Here is a 15,300-nt window from a genome sequence, read left to right as displayed (position 1 = left end):
TATTACGTTTCAGTCTCACGGCACCAGGTTCTTATAACATTGGCGGTATTGTAAAGCGATCCGCGAATTTCACCAGCCCTTTTTTGTATCGCATTGCCGCGGCCGCTGGGGACAGACCCTCCGCGCCAGGCGCTATCGCAAAGGCAGGAGGCGCGGAACGCGGGTCTGTCCCCGGTTTTACGCCGCGGTCTGTTTCAGCAGGAACTGGTGCACCTTGGCGGCGGCCAGCTTGTTCACGGACAGCAGCAGCGCCGGGTCCACCTCGTTCATGCCGTAGGTGGATCCCAGGTGGCGGCCGATGTGCAGCAGCACTTCCGCCGCCACTTCCGCGTCCGACTCGGCCCGGTGGGCCGCGCTCTTGAACTTGATGCCCAGCTGGCCGGACAGCGTGCCCAGCTTGTAGCTGCCCAGTTGCGGGAACACGCGGCGCGACAGCTTGAGCGAGCACACGGTGCCCTGGTGCGCGGAGGCCATGCCCAGCCGCGCGCTCTCGGCGCGCAGGAACTTCTCGTCGAAGCTGGCGTTGTGGGCGGCCAGCGCGTCGGCGCCGATGAACTCCAGCAGCCGCGGCACCACCTCGGCCACCGGCGGCGCGCCGTCCACCATCTGCTGCGTGATGCCCGTCAGCCCGGTGATGAAGGAAGGAATGCGCACCTTGCAGTTGATCAGCGAGACATAGCGCTCGACGATGCGTCCCTCGGCGATGCGCAGCGCGGCGACCTCGGTGATGCGGTCGCCCATGTCCGGCGACAGCCCGGTGGTCTCGAAGTCGATCATCACGATGGGTTTGCTGTAGACACGCATCACGCGCCTCCGAACTTGCGCACCGCGTCCAGCGCCAGGCCGGCGCCGATGCTGCCGAACAGGTCGCCCTCGACCTTGCGCGCCGACGGCACCACGGCCGCGATCCGCTCGCGCAGCGATTGCACGCCGCTGGAGCCGCCGGTGAAGAACACCGTGTCCACCCGCTCCGGCGCGACGCCGGCCTCCTTCAGCAGCTTGAACACGGTCTGCTCGACCGAGCCCACCAGGTGGCCGATGGCCGCGTCGAACTCGCCGCGCCGCAGTTCCAGCGTGGCCGCCGGCGTCAGGCGGTCCAGCTCCAGCCGCACGGTTTCATCGCCGGACAGCGCGATCTTGCCCTCCTCCACCTTCATGGCCAGCCAGTGGCCGGCGCGCTGGTCGATCAGCTTTTGCAGGCGGCCCAGCTTTTCCTGTTCGCGCGCGTCGCGCGCCAGTTCGCTCAGCTGGGTCCACATCTTCTTGGTGTAGGCCTGGTTGATGGTGTGCCACGTGGCCAGGTTGAAGAAGTAGCTGGACGGGATTTCGCTGCCGTTGTTGAGCTGGCTGCCGTAGCCCAGCAGCGGCATCACCGCCGACAGGCTCAGGTATTTGTCGAAGTCGGTGCCGCCGATGTGCACGCCGCCGGTGGCCAGGATGTCGTCGCGGCGCTCGGCCTTTTTCGCGCGCTCGGGCGACAGGCGCACCAGCGAGAAGTCGGACGTGCCGCCGCCGATGTCGGCGATCAGCACCAGTTCCTCGCGGGCGATCTGGGACTCGTAGTCGAAGGCGGCGGCGATGGGCTCGAACTGGAAGGCGATGTCCTTGAAGCCCACCGAGCGCGCCACCTCGGCCAGCGTGTCCTCGGCCTGCTGGTCGTTGACGGGGTTGTCGTCGATGAAGTACACGGGCCGGCCGAACACGGCGGAGGTGAACTGGCGCCCGGCCTGCTGCTCGGCGCGGCGCTTGACCTCGCCGATGAAGTGGGCCAGCAGCATGCGGAACGGCAGCGCGCGGCCGCCGACCTCGGTCTGGCCGTCGATCAGGCTGGTGCCCAGCAGGCTTTTCATGGACCGCATCAGCCGGCCCTCGTAGCCGGCCAGGTACTCGCCCAGCGCGGCGCGGCCGTAGCTCACCTCGTCGTCGTCGGCGTTGAAGAACACCACCGACGGCAAGGTCGGCTTGCCGTCCTCCAGCGCCAGCATGGTGGGGTGGCCGGGACGCGCCCAGCCCACCGTGGAATTGGAGGTGCCAAAATCGACTCCGCAGGCTATGGCCATCTCTATTTTCCAGTCACTCAAAGGGGCGGTATTTTATCAGATTTGCAGCTGTGTTGGCTGGTCGCCCAATTACTAGCCCGGCTGCGCGAATTCCACTACATTTTCGTAGTGAATGAGGGCAAACTATTGCCTTTAGGTAAGTCAATGCTATATTCTCATGGGCAACTATTATCATGCATGCGTGCACGGCTGACAGAAAAAGATGAGTACAAGCAAAACCGCGCCCGCACCCGGCATCGCCGAGCACAAGGCCGCCATCCTGCGTGAGAACCGGCGCGTCACGTCCTACGACGTGGCGCTGGTGGCCGGCGTGTCGCAATCGGCGGTGTCGCGCTGCTTCAAGCCGGGCGCCAGCGTGTCCAAGGCCACCTACGCGCGCGTGATGAAGGCGGCGGCGGGCCTGGACTACATCCCCAACGCGGCCGCGCGCAGCCTGATCACCCGGCGCACCAACGTGGTGGCCGTCATCATCTCCCACGTCGCCAACCTGTGCCACCCGGAGGCGCTGTCCGAGCTGAGCCAGCAGATGGGCCGCCACGGCAAGCGCCTGCTGCTGTTCACCCTGCAGGACGAGGCCGACGCCGAGCGCGCGCTGTCCGAGGTGTGGCAATACCAGGTGGACGGCGTGATCGCCGTGACCACGCTGACCGACGCCCAGATCGCCGAGTTCGAACGGCGCCGCATGCCGCTGGTGGTGTTCAACCGCCGCGTGCGCGGCCAGGTGGTCAACACCGTGGCCTGCGACCAGTACGAGGCGGGCCACACGCTGGCCGCGCGGCTGGCGGCGGCGGGCCACCGCAGCTTCGGCATCATCGACGGCGTGGAGAACAACGCGGCGCCCAGCGCGCGCCGCCGCGGCGCCAGCGACAAGCTGGCCGAGCTGGGCCTGCCCGCGCCGGTCATCGCGCGCGGACAGTACGACTACGCCAGCGGCGCGCGCGGCCTGCGCGAAATCATCGGCCACCTGGGGCGGACGCCGGACGTCGTCCTGTGCGGCAGCGACATCATGGCCATCGGCTGTCTCGATTGCGCGCGCCATGAACTGGGGCTGGCCGTGCCGGAGCAAATGTCCGTGGCGGGCTTCGACGCGGTCGAGCCGTCCAGCTGGCTCAGCTACAACCTCACCACGCTGCGCCAGCCCATCCAGAAAATGGCCATGGCGGCGGCCGAACTGCTCACCAAGCTGATGGACAGCCGCGAGGGCGAGGCTGAAAAGCGCATGTTTTCCGCCCTGTTCATCGAGGGCTCGACCGCCCGCCTGCTGCCGCCGCCCAATGTTTTCTTGGCGGCCTGAAACAGTCAATTCTTTGTGTAAATTTTAACGTTTACCAAAAAACCACAATGTAAACGGATTGTCGCGCCATGTGACAATCCGTGAATTTGTTTGCCATTTCTCAATGTATTCTTGCGCACATTGTGCTTTTAGCACTTTTGTCCAACTACATGACTAAGGAGTGGTGCCGTGATCCGAGCTTTCAAACGAGTACTGGCTTGCGCGTTGTTCGCGGGCCTGCAAATGACCCAGGCGGCGGCCACGCCCATCGATTTCGAGGCCTACACCGACAACACGCCGCTGACCAACGAGGTGGCCGGCCTGACCTTCGCCGGCGGCGTGATCCTGACGGCGGGCGTGTCGCTGAACGAGTTCGATTTCCCGCCCCGCTCCGGCGTCAACGTGCTGGGCGCGCTGTCCGGCACGCTGGATATCGCGCTCGACGCGCCAGCCACCGGCTTCTCCGGCTATTTCACCCACCTCGAAGGCCTCACCTTCTCCGGCTACGACGCGCTGCACAACCTGTTGTTCTCGATCGCCACCGCCACCGACTCCAACCTGGGGGCCAGCACGCTGATATCGCACTCGGCCAACGGCCTGGCCTTCCTCTCCATCACCGGCGCGCAGGGCCTGGGCTTCACACTGGACGACCTGGACATCCAGTCCGGCGGCGCCGTGCCCGAACCGGGCACCCTGGCGCTGCTGATGCTGGGCGGGCTGTCGGCCCTGGCCGCGCGCCGTGGTCGCCGGAACGGCTGACACGGCCGTTCCATCCGCGATCGCCATGCCGAAAACATACGCCCTGATGCTGCTGGCGGCGGCGAGCGCCTCCGCCATGGCGGACGGCGTGCCGCTGCAGGCCATCGAGCCCCGCCTGGTGGAGTTGACGGCGGGCCCCGAGCGCCTGCACATCCGCAACCAGGCGCAATGGCAGGCGTTCTGGGCGCGCTACGCGCCGGGGCGGCCGGCGCCCCACATCGATTTCAAGCAGTACGACCTGCTGGTCGCGTTCATGGGGACGCAGCCCAGCGGGGGCTATTCCGTTCATATCGGTCCGGTGGAGATGACGGCACAGGGCGCGCGCGTGCGCCTGCTGCAGTGCCGTCCGCCCGCCAACGCGGCGCAGCTGACGGAAATCACCGCGCCCCATGACAACCGCCTGGTGCCCAAGCTGCTGGCACCGCCGCACTGGAACATTGTCGACGCAGTCACCGGCAAGGGCGACTGCCGCTGACACACTAAACGAGGAAAAACCATGAAGCACACAAGACAGACGCGGCCCATGCTGGCCGCGCTGCTGGGGGGCCTGTTCGCCTTTTCAGCGGCAAGCCTGGCCACCAGCGCCCGCGCGGCCGAATTCGACAGCCTGGCCGCCACGCCCAACACGCTGTTCGCCAACACGGCCGCCAGCGTGACCTTCGTCGCCAAGCTGCAGCCCGACCCCGCGCTGAACCGCTCCAGCGTGCGGCTGCTGCGCAACACCAACGGCGTGTTCGCCCAGGTGGCCACGATGCGCGACGACGGCAGCAACGGCGACGCCGTGGCCAACGACAACCTGTTCACGGCGGTGCTGCCGATCGCCGGCACCGGCGTCGGCCAGCTGGACTTCCGCGCCACCGCCGCCTACACCGGCGTGCTGAAACGCGCGCAATCGTCCACGCTGCCGCTGCAGGTGCTGCCGTCGCTGGACCTGCAGATCCAGGCCGGCCAGAAAACCATCACCATGGTGCAGGGCCAGTCCGTATCGGCCGCCTACACCCTGCAGGTGGGCCACCAGGGCGGCGGCGCCGCGTCCGTGCAGGCATCGCACGAGATCACACCGGCCACCGGCCTGGGCCTGGTCACCGACCTCAGTCCCGGCGGCTACACCACCAACCAGAGCAGCCAGACTTTCCTGGTGCAGGACCAGTTCACCGCCAACGAGGCGGGCGACTACACGGTGAAGCTGAGCGGCACGCTGACCGCCGGCGGCGCCAGCGACCAGGCCAGCGACACCATGCTGGTGCGCGTACTGCCCGCCAACGGCGCGGGCCTGCTCACGCTGAACGTCTATCCCGGCGGCCTGCAGACCGGCTCCAGCGCGGCGCTGACCTTCGGCGCCAGTTACACGCTGGGCGCGGGCGCGGCGCCCGCCGTCCGCCTGGTCGAGGTGAACGCCGATGGCAACCCCGTGCGGGAACAGGGCGCCATGCGCGACGACGGCGCCGATCCGGACATCGCGGCCGGCGACTCCGTGTTCAGCAACCGCGCCACGCTGACGGCCGGCGCGGCCGGCAGCCTGCGCTACTTCAAGGCGCTGGCCACGCTGGCCGGCGGCGGCGAGGTCGCCTCCGGCACGCTGGCGATACCATCGCTGCCCTTCCCGATCGGCTTCGCGCCGGTGAACCCGGCCGCCACGGTGACCGATCCGGACACGGGCGCCATGCTGCAATGCGACCAGGTGATCGTGCAGTTCAAGCCCGAGGCCACGCTGGCCGGCGTGAACGCGACCGTCGCGCTGGTGAACGGCCAGGTGCTGGGCGTGGAGCCGCAACTGAACGCCTACCAGGTCGGTATCGCCTGCAACGGCGTGGCCGGCGTGCAGGCGGCGATCGACACGCTGCAACAGCAGCCGCTGGTGGCCGTGGCGGGCCCGAACGGCGTCTCCATGCCGGGCGAATTCACGCCGAACGACCCGAGCTACGCGTCCACCTACGCGCCCGGCCTGGTGCGCGCCGACGAGGCGTGGCTGATCGCGCGCGGCAAGAACATGGTGGTGGCGGTGCTGGACACCGGCGTCGACTACAACCACCCGGACCTGGCCGGCCGCGTCGTCAAAGGCAAGGACTACATCAACGGCGACAACGACCCGCAGGACGACCATAGCCACGGCACCCACGTGGCGGGCATCGTCGCGGCCAAGGGCCACAACGGCATCGGCATCGCCGGCATGGCGTGGGACGCCAAGATCCTGGCCATCAAGGTCTGCGGCGGCAAGGCCGGCGTGCCCGGGGTGGGCGCGCTGGGCGGCTGCCCGGACAGCGCCGTGACCTCCGGCATCCTGGAGGCGGCCAGCAAGGCGCGCATCGTCAACATGAGCCTGGGCGGCCCGGTCAGCACGCTGGAAAGCATCATGAACTTCTTCGGCTGGCAAACCGCGCGCCAGCAGGCCGTGAACGCGGCGGTGGCCGGCGGCGTGATGGTGGTGGCGGCGTCGGGCAACGCCAACACCTCCAGCACCTACCTGCCCTGCGCCTACGCGGGCGTGCTCTGCGTCGGCAACACCACCTCGGCCGACGTGCGCTACACCCACCCCACCTTCGGCAGCAACTACGGCGCGCAGGTCGACATCGCCGCGCCGGGCACCGGCATCCTGTCCACCGTGCCGGCCTTCTCCGACGCGTCCGGCTACGGCACCAAGACCGGCACCTCGATGGCCGCGCCGCTGGTGGCGGGCGTGGCCGCGCTGGTCTGGGCCAACAATCCGGGCTGGACCCGCGCCCAGGTGGAGGACCGTCTGCTGCGCACGGCCGTGCCGCTGCCGGGCCAGCAGGTCGGCCCCCGCGTGGACGCGTTCGACGCCGTGTTCAATGGCAGCTTTGAGAACGACCTGTCCGGCTGGAAGACCAGCGGCACCGGCAGCGTGGTGACCAGGCTCGGCCCCATCAACCCGACCAAGGACCTGCGCATGGGCATGGTCTCCACCGGTCCGGACGCGGCGGTGGCCACGTCCGACCTGTACCAGGAGTTCACCGTGCAGCCGGACGCCACCGAACTGTCGATCTCGTTCAGCTACGCGATGATCACCGAGGAATTCCCGGAATGGGTGAACCGCGGCTACAACGACGACTTCCGGGTGACGCTGGAGGCGCCGAACGGCGCCGAGCATGAGCTGGTGCTGGAGACGGTGGACGGCTCGGCCTTCTCGCTGATCGGCGGCATCGATTTCCCCGGCGGCGACAGCACGGTGGGCTGGACCGGCTGGCGCCACATCGTGTCCAGGAAGGTCCCCGTGACGCCGGGCGCCGGCACCTACCGCCTGCGCGTGCGCGACCGCGGCGACGGCATCTACGACACCAACGGCATCATGGACAACATCCGCTTCAAATAAGTCCCCCGGGGCGGCGGGAAGCCGCCGCCCCGTCACCCCTCTTTGCGTTTAAGCAAAGTCTCCGGATCTATTGCCTGCCAGAATCATCGATCCGAACAGCAGTGAATTCGCGCAGGCAGGAGACAACCATGCAAACCATCCACAAGATTTACGCCAACTGGGACGACGACACTTCCGTATGGATCGCGGAAAGCGACGACCTGCCCGGACTGACGGCCAAGGCCGATACGCTGGACCAGCTGCACGCGAAACTGGCGACGCTGGTGCCGGAACTGCTGCTGGCCAACGCCCTGGTGGTCGACGAGCTCGTGGAGGCGCATTACGAGTTGGTCACCGAGGCGGGGCCATTCTGTACCCTGGCGCAATCTCCGATTTCCCTGTCAGCCAGCTTCGTCGCCGGGAAGTTTGAACAAGTCGTTGAGCGCGTCCCGCGCTGTGGATGAGGAACGCGGGGCGGCGCGGCGGCCGGTGAACTCCTCTTCGATATTGTCGCGGTAATAGCTCCACGCCGCGCCCGAGGTGGACAGCTTGCGCCACACCTCGTCGCCGACGCCGGAATACTCGATGGCGCTGCCGTCGTCGAGTTCGACGCGCAGCAGGCGTTCGCGGCTGTCATACCCAATGGCCCGCAGCTTGCCGGCATTGACGCGTTTCATTTCCATGGTTAGCTCCCCGTTAGTTCCTTGCGTTTGGCTTTGCTCAGCGACGCGAGCGCGCGCTCGTGCGAGCCGCGCACCAGTTCCAGCAGATAGTCCTCCGGGAAGGTGCGCACGTCCACGATGGTGATCCAATGATACCGCCCCATGTAGCGGGCGGGCTTCACGCCAGGCATGTCGGTCAGCTCGAGGAAACGGTCGGGCGTGACGCGCACGCTGAAGCGCCACTGTTCGGGCTCGCTGGTTTTGAAGTAGGCGAAGGTCTTGTCGCCCACTTTGTAGACCAGGATGTTGCTGGGCGCGCCGTGCAGGACTTGGGCGGCGCCGGGCCGGCTGGCGCAATGGGCTTTGAGCTGTTCTGTATCCATGTTCTTTCGCTATGTTCTTCCGTTTACTCGCCGATTTGCTTACCAATTTAACCATGTTGCGTATCGCCACCGCCATCTTAACCTTGCAGCCCTCGTCCGCGGGAGTCTTGATCAAATGCGGAATTAGGCTGCATACTGTGAATTAGCCGGCGATTTTCAACGTAAGACATTAAGGAGAGCCGATGTTTGCCAATCTGTGTAAATTCGGGCCAGGATTGTTGGCTGCAATATTTCTAACCGGTTGCGCCACAGCGGTCGTACCTCAGAGGACGGATGCAAATCAAAACGGAACCGTAAAATCAATCTCGAGTGAAACAACGGCCCAGATCACTTTTGTCAACAAGAGCGGGCAAGACGTAAAAATCTACTGGCTTGATTTTTCTGGGCGTCGCGTCCTTTACATGATTCTTGAAGCCGACAAATCCTACAGCCAGCAAACTTACCTGACTCATCCTTGGCTCGTCACAGACGGCAGAGACAATGTTTGGAATATTTTCTTCGCGGACGCCCAGCCACGGGTTGCATACATAGTTGCGCCTAGCGCAAAAAAAACATAAGAGGGGCTCGCTTTGGACGAGCAAGAGCGTATACGCCTGTGGAATCAATCCTGGGATGACCAAATGCTTGATCAAGCGACCGCATATTCCTACGAATGTTTGGGAGCCGTGTCCGGCGACGTATTTCGGCTCCCGTTGGAAGCGCAAACGGTGGTCGTCGTCGACACCGCGCAGGGAATTATCGACAATGGAAGACTTTGTACAGCTCGCGAATTTCGTGGAAGATAATGCGGGCGCGTTTTCACCGATGACAGCCAGCTTACGTCCGGAGCCGCCGCAATGAATTCGACACGCATCAGCCAGCATGTGAACGCCCCTCGGGAATCCGTTTATCGCGCACTGCTCGACGCGGACGCGATCGCGGTTTGGCGGGTGCCCAGCGGCATGACCTGCCGAGTGCACATATTCGAGCCACACGAGGGCGGCTTGTTTCGCGTATCACTCACATACCAACAGCCCACGGAGACCGGCAAGACCAGCGCCCAAACAGACACTTACCACGGCCGCTTCGTGACGCTGGTGCCGAATGAACGGGTGGTCGAGGTGCTCGAGTTCGAAACGACCGATCCCGCCTTGCGCGGCGAGATGACCATCACGACCACGCTGGCCGACGCGGATGGCGGCACCGACATTCTCGCCGTGCACGACGGCCTGCCGCCGGGGCTGTCCCCCGCCGACAACGAGCTTGGCTGGCGCGAGTCGCTGGCGAAACTGGCGGCGTTCGTCGAAGCCGGGACGAAACGCGATTGACGATTGCCGCGCCAAACATGCCGGCCGCCCGCGGCGCCGGCCACCCAACTACCACACCGCACACAGGAGATCCCGATGATTACCGCCTTCACGTCATTCACCCTGCCCAAGCCGATCACACGCGAGGAGGCGCGCGCCATCTTCCTGAGCACGGCGCCCAAGTACCGGGACGTGCCGGGTTTGTTCCAGAAGATCTACGTGCTCTCCGAAGACGGCGCCACGGTGGGTGGCGTCTACCTTTGGAATTCGAGGGCGGAGGCCGAGGCGATGTACACGGACTCCTGGCGCGAGTTCGTGCGCGAGAAATACAACACGGATGCGACGGTGACCTACTTCGAGAGTCCCGTGATGGTCGATAATGTGGCTCAGAAAATCCTGAGCGACGGATAGGCCAACATGACCATACTTCTCACATGCCTGCGGATAGCCGTCGCCGGCCTGGTCGGCATGATTCTGGGCGCGCTGGTCGGCTTCTTCGGCTTCTTCGGCTTCTTCGGCCTGTTCGGCCTGGCGCAAGCCTATGTCGCGCTGGCGGCGACCAGACGGCCGCCGCCGCGATGAGTTTTTTCACCATGATCACCATGCCGGCCGGGGCGCTCATCGGCGCGGTGCTTGGCGTGGCGCTCGCCGTCGTGCGCGCGAGAAAGGCCCGGAAATGAAAAAACCGCCGAAGCGGTTTTTTTATGTTCATCCACGCGAGGCTCAGGCTTCCGCCACCCGCTTGGCGATGTGCGCCAGCGATTCCTCCACCTGGTCCACCAGGATCAGGCACAAGTCCCCTTCCCCCAGGCGCGCCAGCGCGGTGTCGATGGCGATGAACTCGCCGTTGATCTGGTCCACATAGCTGGTGCGCGGGGCGCCGTTCAGGCCTTCGCGCAGCAGCGCCACCACTTCGCCGTCGGCGCGGCCGCGCTGGCACTGGTCCTGGTACAGCAGCACGTCGTCGAAGGCCTTGCCGAGGATTTCGGTCTGCTGGCGGATGTCCTCGTCGCGGCGGTCGCCGGCGCCGCTGATCACCACCGAGCGGCGCTTGGCCGGCAGCGCGTCCACCGCTTGCACCAGCGCCAGCATGGCGTCCGGGTTGTGGCCGTAGTCGGCGATCACGGTGGCGCCCTTGTAGTTGAACATGTTGAAGCGGCCCGGCGCGTTGTCGCTGTCGTTGGCGAAGGTCGCCAGGCCTTGGCGGATCGCGTCCCACGAGATGCCAGCGCCCCAGGCGGCGGCCACCGCCGCCATCACGTTCTCGACCTGGAAGCCGATGGCGCCATTGCGGGTGATGGGCACCTCGGCCAGCGCGATCGCCTCTTCCTTCTTGCCTTCCAGCGCGATCACCTGGCCGTCCTGCACGTACACGGTGCGGCGGCCCTGGGCGATGTGGGTGGCGATGATCGGGTGCTCGCGGTCGGCGCCGAAGAAGGTCACCTTGCCGCGGCAGGTGGCGGCCATGCCGGCCACGATGGGGTCCATCGCGTTCAGCACGGCGACGCCGTTCTTGTCCACGTTCTGCACGATCACGCGCTTCAGCACGGCCAGGTCTTCCACCGTGGTGATGTAATTCAGGCCCAGGTGGTCGCCCGCGCCGATGTTGGTCACCACCGCGACCTTGCAGCGGTCGAAGGCCAGGCCCTCGCGCAGCACGCCGCCGCGCGCGGTCTCGAACACGGCCGCGTCCACGTCCGGGTGCTGCAGCACGTTGCGCGCGCTGCGCGGACCGGAGCAGTCGCCGCTGTCGGTGCGGCGGCCGTTGATGTAGACGCCGTCGGTGTTGGTCATGCCCACCCGCAGGCCGCTGGCGGCCATCAGGTGCGCGATCAGGCGCACGGTGGTGGTCTTGCCGTTGGTGCCGGTCACCGCCACCACGGGAATGCGGCCGTCGTCGCCCTCGGGGAACATGGCCGACATGATGGCCTCGCCCACCGGGCGGCCCTTGCCGTACGACGGCGACAGGTGCATGCGCAGGCCCGGCGCGGCGTTCACCTCCACCACGCCGCCGCCCTGCTCCTCGATGGGACGCAGCACGCTGTCGCACACCACGTCCACGCCGCAGATGTCCAGGCCGATCATCTGCGCCGCCTCCACCGCGCGCGCCGCCACTTCGGGGTGCACGTCGTCGGTCACGTCGGTGGCGCTGCCGCCGGTGGACAGGTTGGCGTTGTTGCGCAGGATGACGCGCTGGCCGTTGGGCGGCACGGAGTCGGCCTCGTAGCCTTGCAGCGCCAGGCGCGCCAGGGCGATGTCGTCGAAGCGGATCTTGGTCAGCGAGGTGGCGTGGCCGCTGCCGCGGCGCGGGTCGGCGTTCACCAGCTCCACCAGTTCGCGCACCGAGTGCACGCCGTCGCCCACCACGTGGGGCGGGTCGCGGCGGGCGGCCGCCACCAGCTTGTTGCCGATGACGAGCAGGCGGAAGTCGTGGCCCGGCAGGAAGCGCTCGACCATGATGTCGTCGCGGAATTCACGGGCGGCGGCGAAGGCCTTGCCGATCTGTTCGCGGGTGGTGACGTTGACCGTCACGCCCTTGCCCTGGTTGCCGTCCTTGGGTTTCACCACCACCGGCACGCCGATCTCGCAGGCGGCCTTCCAGGCGTCGTCGGCGTCGTCCACGGCGCGGCCGTGCGGCACCGGCACGCCGGCCGCGTCCAGCAGTTTCTTGGTCAGTTCCTTGTCCTGCGCGATGGTTTCGGCGATGGCGCCGGTGCTGTCCATCTCGGCGGCCTGGATGCGGCGCTGGCGCGAGCCCCAGCCGAACATCACCATGCTGCCCTTGGTCATGCGGCGGAACGGGATGTTGCGCACCACGGCGGCCTGCACGATGGCGCCGGTGCTCGGGCCCAGGCGCTCGTCCTCGTCCAGGTCGCGCAGGCTGGCCAGCGCGGCGGTGAGGTCGAACGGGGTGTCGTCCAGCGCGGCCTTGAGCAGTTGCTCGGCCAGTTCCACGGCCAGGCGGCCCACTTCCTCTTCGGTGTATTCCACCACCATCTGGTAGATGCCGCTTTCCAGGGTCTGGTTGGTGCGGCTGAACGTCACCGGGCAGCCGGCTTCGGCCTGCAGGCCCAGCGCCGCCAGTTCCAGCACGTGCGGCATGGGCACGGCGTCGTTGTGGCCGATCGGCTGCAGCGCGGCGATGCCGGGGAAGCGGGCGCGCAGGCGCACTTCGAAGCCCGGCAGCAGGTCGATGTTCTCTTCCTCGGGCGTGCAGGAGACGATGGCTTCGACCGCCGTGTGGTGGCTCCAAAGATTAGGCCCGCGCAGCGCGCGGATGCGAATAACTTCCATTACCTGTGTCCTGTCTGGGGTGGTTTTTTATTATTATTGCGAACTAGGTCCGCTCAATCGGTTCGCTTGTCAGTTCGCTTTAAAGGTGCGCAGCGCGGCGGCGATCAGGCCGGGTTCCAGGCCCAGCGCCCAGCCGGCGCCGATGGCGGCCAGCACTGCCTCCTCGTTGCCCTTCTGGCCGGCCGGCACGCACGTCAGCGGCAGGATCGCCACCTCGTTGATGCCCGCCGCCAGCACGAAGCCGTCGTTGGCGCGCATGAACACGGCGCGCTCGCCGTCCTGCAGGTGCTCGACGATGGCCGGCAGCGTCTCGTCCAGGCCGTAGAAGATCACGTCGCCGTCGCTCAGGCCGGCCATCTCCACCACCAGCGGCACGCTGGCGTTCAGCACGGCCGCGCCCTCCGGCAGCACCACGTCGACCTGGGTGCGCAGCACGCCGTACATGTCGTCCTCGTCGTCGATGTAGAACTCCTTGAGCTCCCCGTGGCCGCCGACGTCGGTGACGATGCCCACCAGGCACTTGTCGTAGGCCAGGCCCTCGCCCAGGATCATGCGGCTGCCGTTGTGGAACACGGCCGCCTCGACATTGCGGTTCAGCAGCAGGCGCTGGCCCGAGTCCCAGGCCGACAGCGGGCCGCGCGGCACCTTGCGCCCGTTCAGGTAGATGCCCTCCTCGCAGCTCAGGCCCACGGACTTGCCGCTCACCTGCAGCATCCAGGCCACCAGGTTGGCGATCAGCGCGCTGTGGCGCTGGCCGGCCACGCCGACCACCGGAATGCGGCCGGTGTCGTCGTGCGCGAACAGCTGGTCGATGATGGCCGCGCCCACGGCGCGCGGCTGGCCGCCGGCGCCCGGCTTCAGGTGGGCCAGCAGGCCCGGGCTGGCGTTCACCTCGATCACGGCGCCGCCCTGCTCCTCCAGCGGACGGGAAATGTCCCTGGCCACCAGGTCGATGCCGGCGATGTCCAGGCCCACCACGCGCGCCGCCAGCGCGGCCATCTCGGCCACGTCCGGGTGCACCAGGTCGGTCACGTCCACCGCCACGTTGCCGTTCGGCTGGATCAGCACTTGCTGGCCGGCCTGCGGCACGGTCTCGTGCGTCATGTTCTGGCGCACCAGCTCCAGGATGATCTCGCCCGACTTGTCCGGCTCGACCAGGCCCAGCGGCTTGTCCTCGGTGGTGCCGCGGCGCGGGTCGGTGTTGATTTGCAGGTCGCACAGCTGGCGGATGTCGTGCTTGCCGTCGCCGGTCACCCACAGCGACTCGCCCATGGCGGCCGCGATCAGGCGCTTGCCGACGATCAGCAGGCGGTGCTCGTTGCCCGCCACATAGCGTTCGACGATGACGTTCTTGCTGCCGCCGCGCACCACGGCCAGCTCGTAGGCCGCCTTGACGTCGGCCTCGGTGACCAGGTTCAGCGTCACGCCGCGGCCGTGGTTGCCGTCGTAGGGCTTGACCACCACCGGCACGCCGATGTCCTCGGCCGCTTCCCAGGCCTCGTCGGCGCTGCGCACCAGTTCGCCTTCCGGAACCGGCACGCCGGCCGAGGCCAGCAGGCTCTTGGTCAGGTCCTTGTCGGAGGCGATGCCCTCGGCGATGGCGCTGGTGGCGTCGGTCTCGGCGGTCCAGATGCGGCGCTGCCGGGCGCCGTGGCCCAGCTGCACCAGGTTGCCGTCGGTCAGGCGGATCGACGGGATCTTGCGGTCGGTGGCGGCGTCGACGATGTTGGCCGTGCTCGGGCCCAGGCACAGCGACTCGACCATGTCGGTCAGGTTGGCCACCACGGGCGCCAGGTCGTAGGGACGGTCCTCGATGGCGGCCATCAGCAGTTCGCGGCCGGCGGCCAGCGCGGCGCGGCCGACCTGCTCCTGGCGGGTGCGGAAGGCCATCTTGTAGGTCACGCCGTGGTCGGAGGTCTGGCGGGTCTTGCCGAAGCCGGTGCGCATGCCGGCCAGGTTTTGCAGCTCCAGCACCACGTGCTCGAGGATGTGGCCGGCGTAAGTGCCTTCGCGCAGGCGCTCGTTGAAGCCGCCGCGCTCGCCCACTCCGCAGCGGTGTTCGATCAGATGGGGCAGGATCGCCGTGAGGCGCTCGTATAAACCGGGTATTTTGTCAGAGGGGAAGTTTTCAAGCTCGCCAATATCCAGCCAGGCTTCGATGACCGGGCGGTAAGTCCAGATATTCGGTCCGCGCAGGTGTGTTACACGGAGAAATTCAATGTCTTTCTTCTTTGTCATGTTTTTGCTCTGTACCTCTTGCGGTATACTCCCGC

15 protein-coding genes are annotated in these 15,300 nt (G+C 66.9%); 9 read left to right on the top strand and 6 right to left on the bottom strand.

What is annotated here, in order from left to right:
* Positions 1-177: 177 nt before the first annotated feature.
* Together BM436_RS07440 and BM436_RS07435 are read right to left on the bottom strand one after the other, a co-directional pair.
* Complete coding sequence (locus BM436_RS07440; protein ID WP_093554881.1) at positions 178-804, bottom strand: 3'-5' exonuclease; 627 nt, start codon at positions 802-804, stop codon at positions 178-180.
* The gene (locus BM436_RS07435) at positions 804-2,060 is read right to left on the bottom strand and encodes an Hsp70 family protein (RefSeq protein ID WP_093554880.1); all 1,257 of its coding nucleotides are present in this window, start codon (positions 2,058-2,060) and stop codon (positions 804-806) included. The genes BM436_RS07440 and BM436_RS07435 overlap by 1 nt, the downstream gene beginning before the upstream one ends.
* A gap of 202 nt (positions 2,061-2,262) precedes the next feature.
* On the opposite strand from BM436_RS07435, the gene BM436_RS07430 reads away from it, so the two are divergent.
* The 5 genes from BM436_RS07430 (at position 2,263) to BM436_RS07410 (ending at position 7,866) form a co-directional block, all read left to right on the top strand.
* Positions 2,263-3,354 carry a LacI family DNA-binding transcriptional regulator gene (locus tag BM436_RS07430; protein WP_093554879.1) on the top strand — a complete coding sequence of 364 codons (1,092 nt, stop codon included), beginning with the start codon at positions 2,263-2,265 and terminating at the stop codon, positions 3,352-3,354.
* Between the two features lie 168 nt (positions 3,355-3,522).
* Positions 3,523-4,092: a PEP-CTERM sorting domain-containing protein gene (locus BM436_RS07425; RefSeq protein ID WP_143133004.1), complete on the top strand. Its 570-nt coding sequence runs from the start codon at positions 3,523-3,525 to the stop codon at positions 4,090-4,092.
* Positions 4,093-4,117: 25 nt separating this feature from the next.
* Positions 4,118-4,567 carry a protease complex subunit PrcB family protein gene (locus BM436_RS07420; RefSeq protein ID WP_093554877.1) on the top strand — a complete coding sequence of 150 codons (450 nt, stop codon included), beginning with the start codon at positions 4,118-4,120 and terminating at the stop codon, positions 4,565-4,567.
* 21 nt (positions 4,568-4,588) lie between these two features.
* On the top strand, positions 4,589-7,423 hold the full coding sequence (locus BM436_RS07415; RefSeq protein ID WP_093554876.1) for a S8 family serine peptidase: 2,835 nt from the start codon (positions 4,589-4,591) through the stop codon (positions 7,421-7,423).
* A gap of 128 nt (positions 7,424-7,551) precedes the next feature.
* Entirely contained in the window at positions 7,552-7,866 is a 315-nt protein-coding gene (locus BM436_RS07410; RefSeq protein ID WP_093554875.1) for a DUF1902 domain-containing protein, read from the top strand.
* Here BM436_RS07410 and BM436_RS07405 read toward each other — a convergent pair.
* On the bottom strand, positions 7,804-8,085 hold the full coding sequence (locus tag BM436_RS07405) for a KTSC domain-containing protein (RefSeq protein WP_093554874.1): 282 nt from the start codon (positions 8,083-8,085) through the stop codon (positions 7,804-7,806). The two genes, BM436_RS07410 and BM436_RS07405, sit on opposite strands and share 63 nt — an antisense overlap.
* A 2-nt stretch (positions 8,086-8,087) precedes the next feature.
* Positions 8,088-8,447: an MmcQ/YjbR family DNA-binding protein gene (locus BM436_RS07400; protein WP_093554873.1), complete on the bottom strand. Its 360-nt coding sequence runs from the start codon at positions 8,445-8,447 to the stop codon at positions 8,088-8,090.
* Between the two features lie 182 nt (positions 8,448-8,629).
* On the opposite strand from BM436_RS07400, the gene BM436_RS07395 reads away from it, so the two are divergent.
* From BM436_RS07395 to BM436_RS36980, 4 genes are all read left to right on the top strand, one after another.
* Positions 8,630-9,004: a VHL beta domain-containing protein gene (locus tag BM436_RS07395; RefSeq protein WP_093554872.1), complete on the top strand. Its 375-nt coding sequence runs from the start codon at positions 8,630-8,632 to the stop codon at positions 9,002-9,004.
* Between the two features lie 279 nt (positions 9,005-9,283).
* Entirely contained in the window at positions 9,284-9,754 is a 471-nt protein-coding gene (locus BM436_RS07390; RefSeq protein WP_093554871.1) for an SRPBCC family protein, read from the top strand.
* 75 nt (positions 9,755-9,829) lie between these two features.
* Positions 9,830-10,144 (top strand): YdhR family protein, encoded by a 315-nt coding sequence (locus BM436_RS07385; RefSeq protein ID WP_093554870.1) that lies wholly within the window; start codon positions 9,830-9,832, stop codon positions 10,142-10,144.
* Between the two features lie 6 nt (positions 10,145-10,150).
* Positions 10,151-10,315, top strand: a complete 165-nt coding sequence (locus BM436_RS36980; protein ID WP_177307039.1) for a hypothetical protein — start codon at positions 10,151-10,153, stop codon at positions 10,313-10,315.
* 141 nt (positions 10,316-10,456) lie between these two features.
* Here BM436_RS36980 and cphA read toward each other — a convergent pair whose 3' ends face one another.
* Entirely contained in the window at positions 10,457-13,027 is a 2,571-nt protein-coding gene (gene cphA / locus BM436_RS07380) for a cyanophycin synthetase (RefSeq protein WP_093554869.1), read from the bottom strand.
* 69 nt (positions 13,028-13,096) lie between these two features.
* A complete protein-coding gene (locus tag BM436_RS07375) occupies positions 13,097-15,265 on the bottom strand; it encodes a cyanophycin synthetase (protein ID WP_093554868.1) in 2,169 nt (722 codons plus the stop codon).
* Positions 15,266-15,300 lie beyond the last annotated feature (35 nt).

The organism is Pseudoduganella namucuonensis (assembly GCF_900116645.1).
GTDB classification, from domain to species: domain Bacteria; phylum Pseudomonadota; class Gammaproteobacteria; order Burkholderiales; family Burkholderiaceae_D; genus Rugamonas; species Rugamonas namucuonensis.
This window is presented reverse-complemented; position numbering and strand designations above follow the sequence as displayed.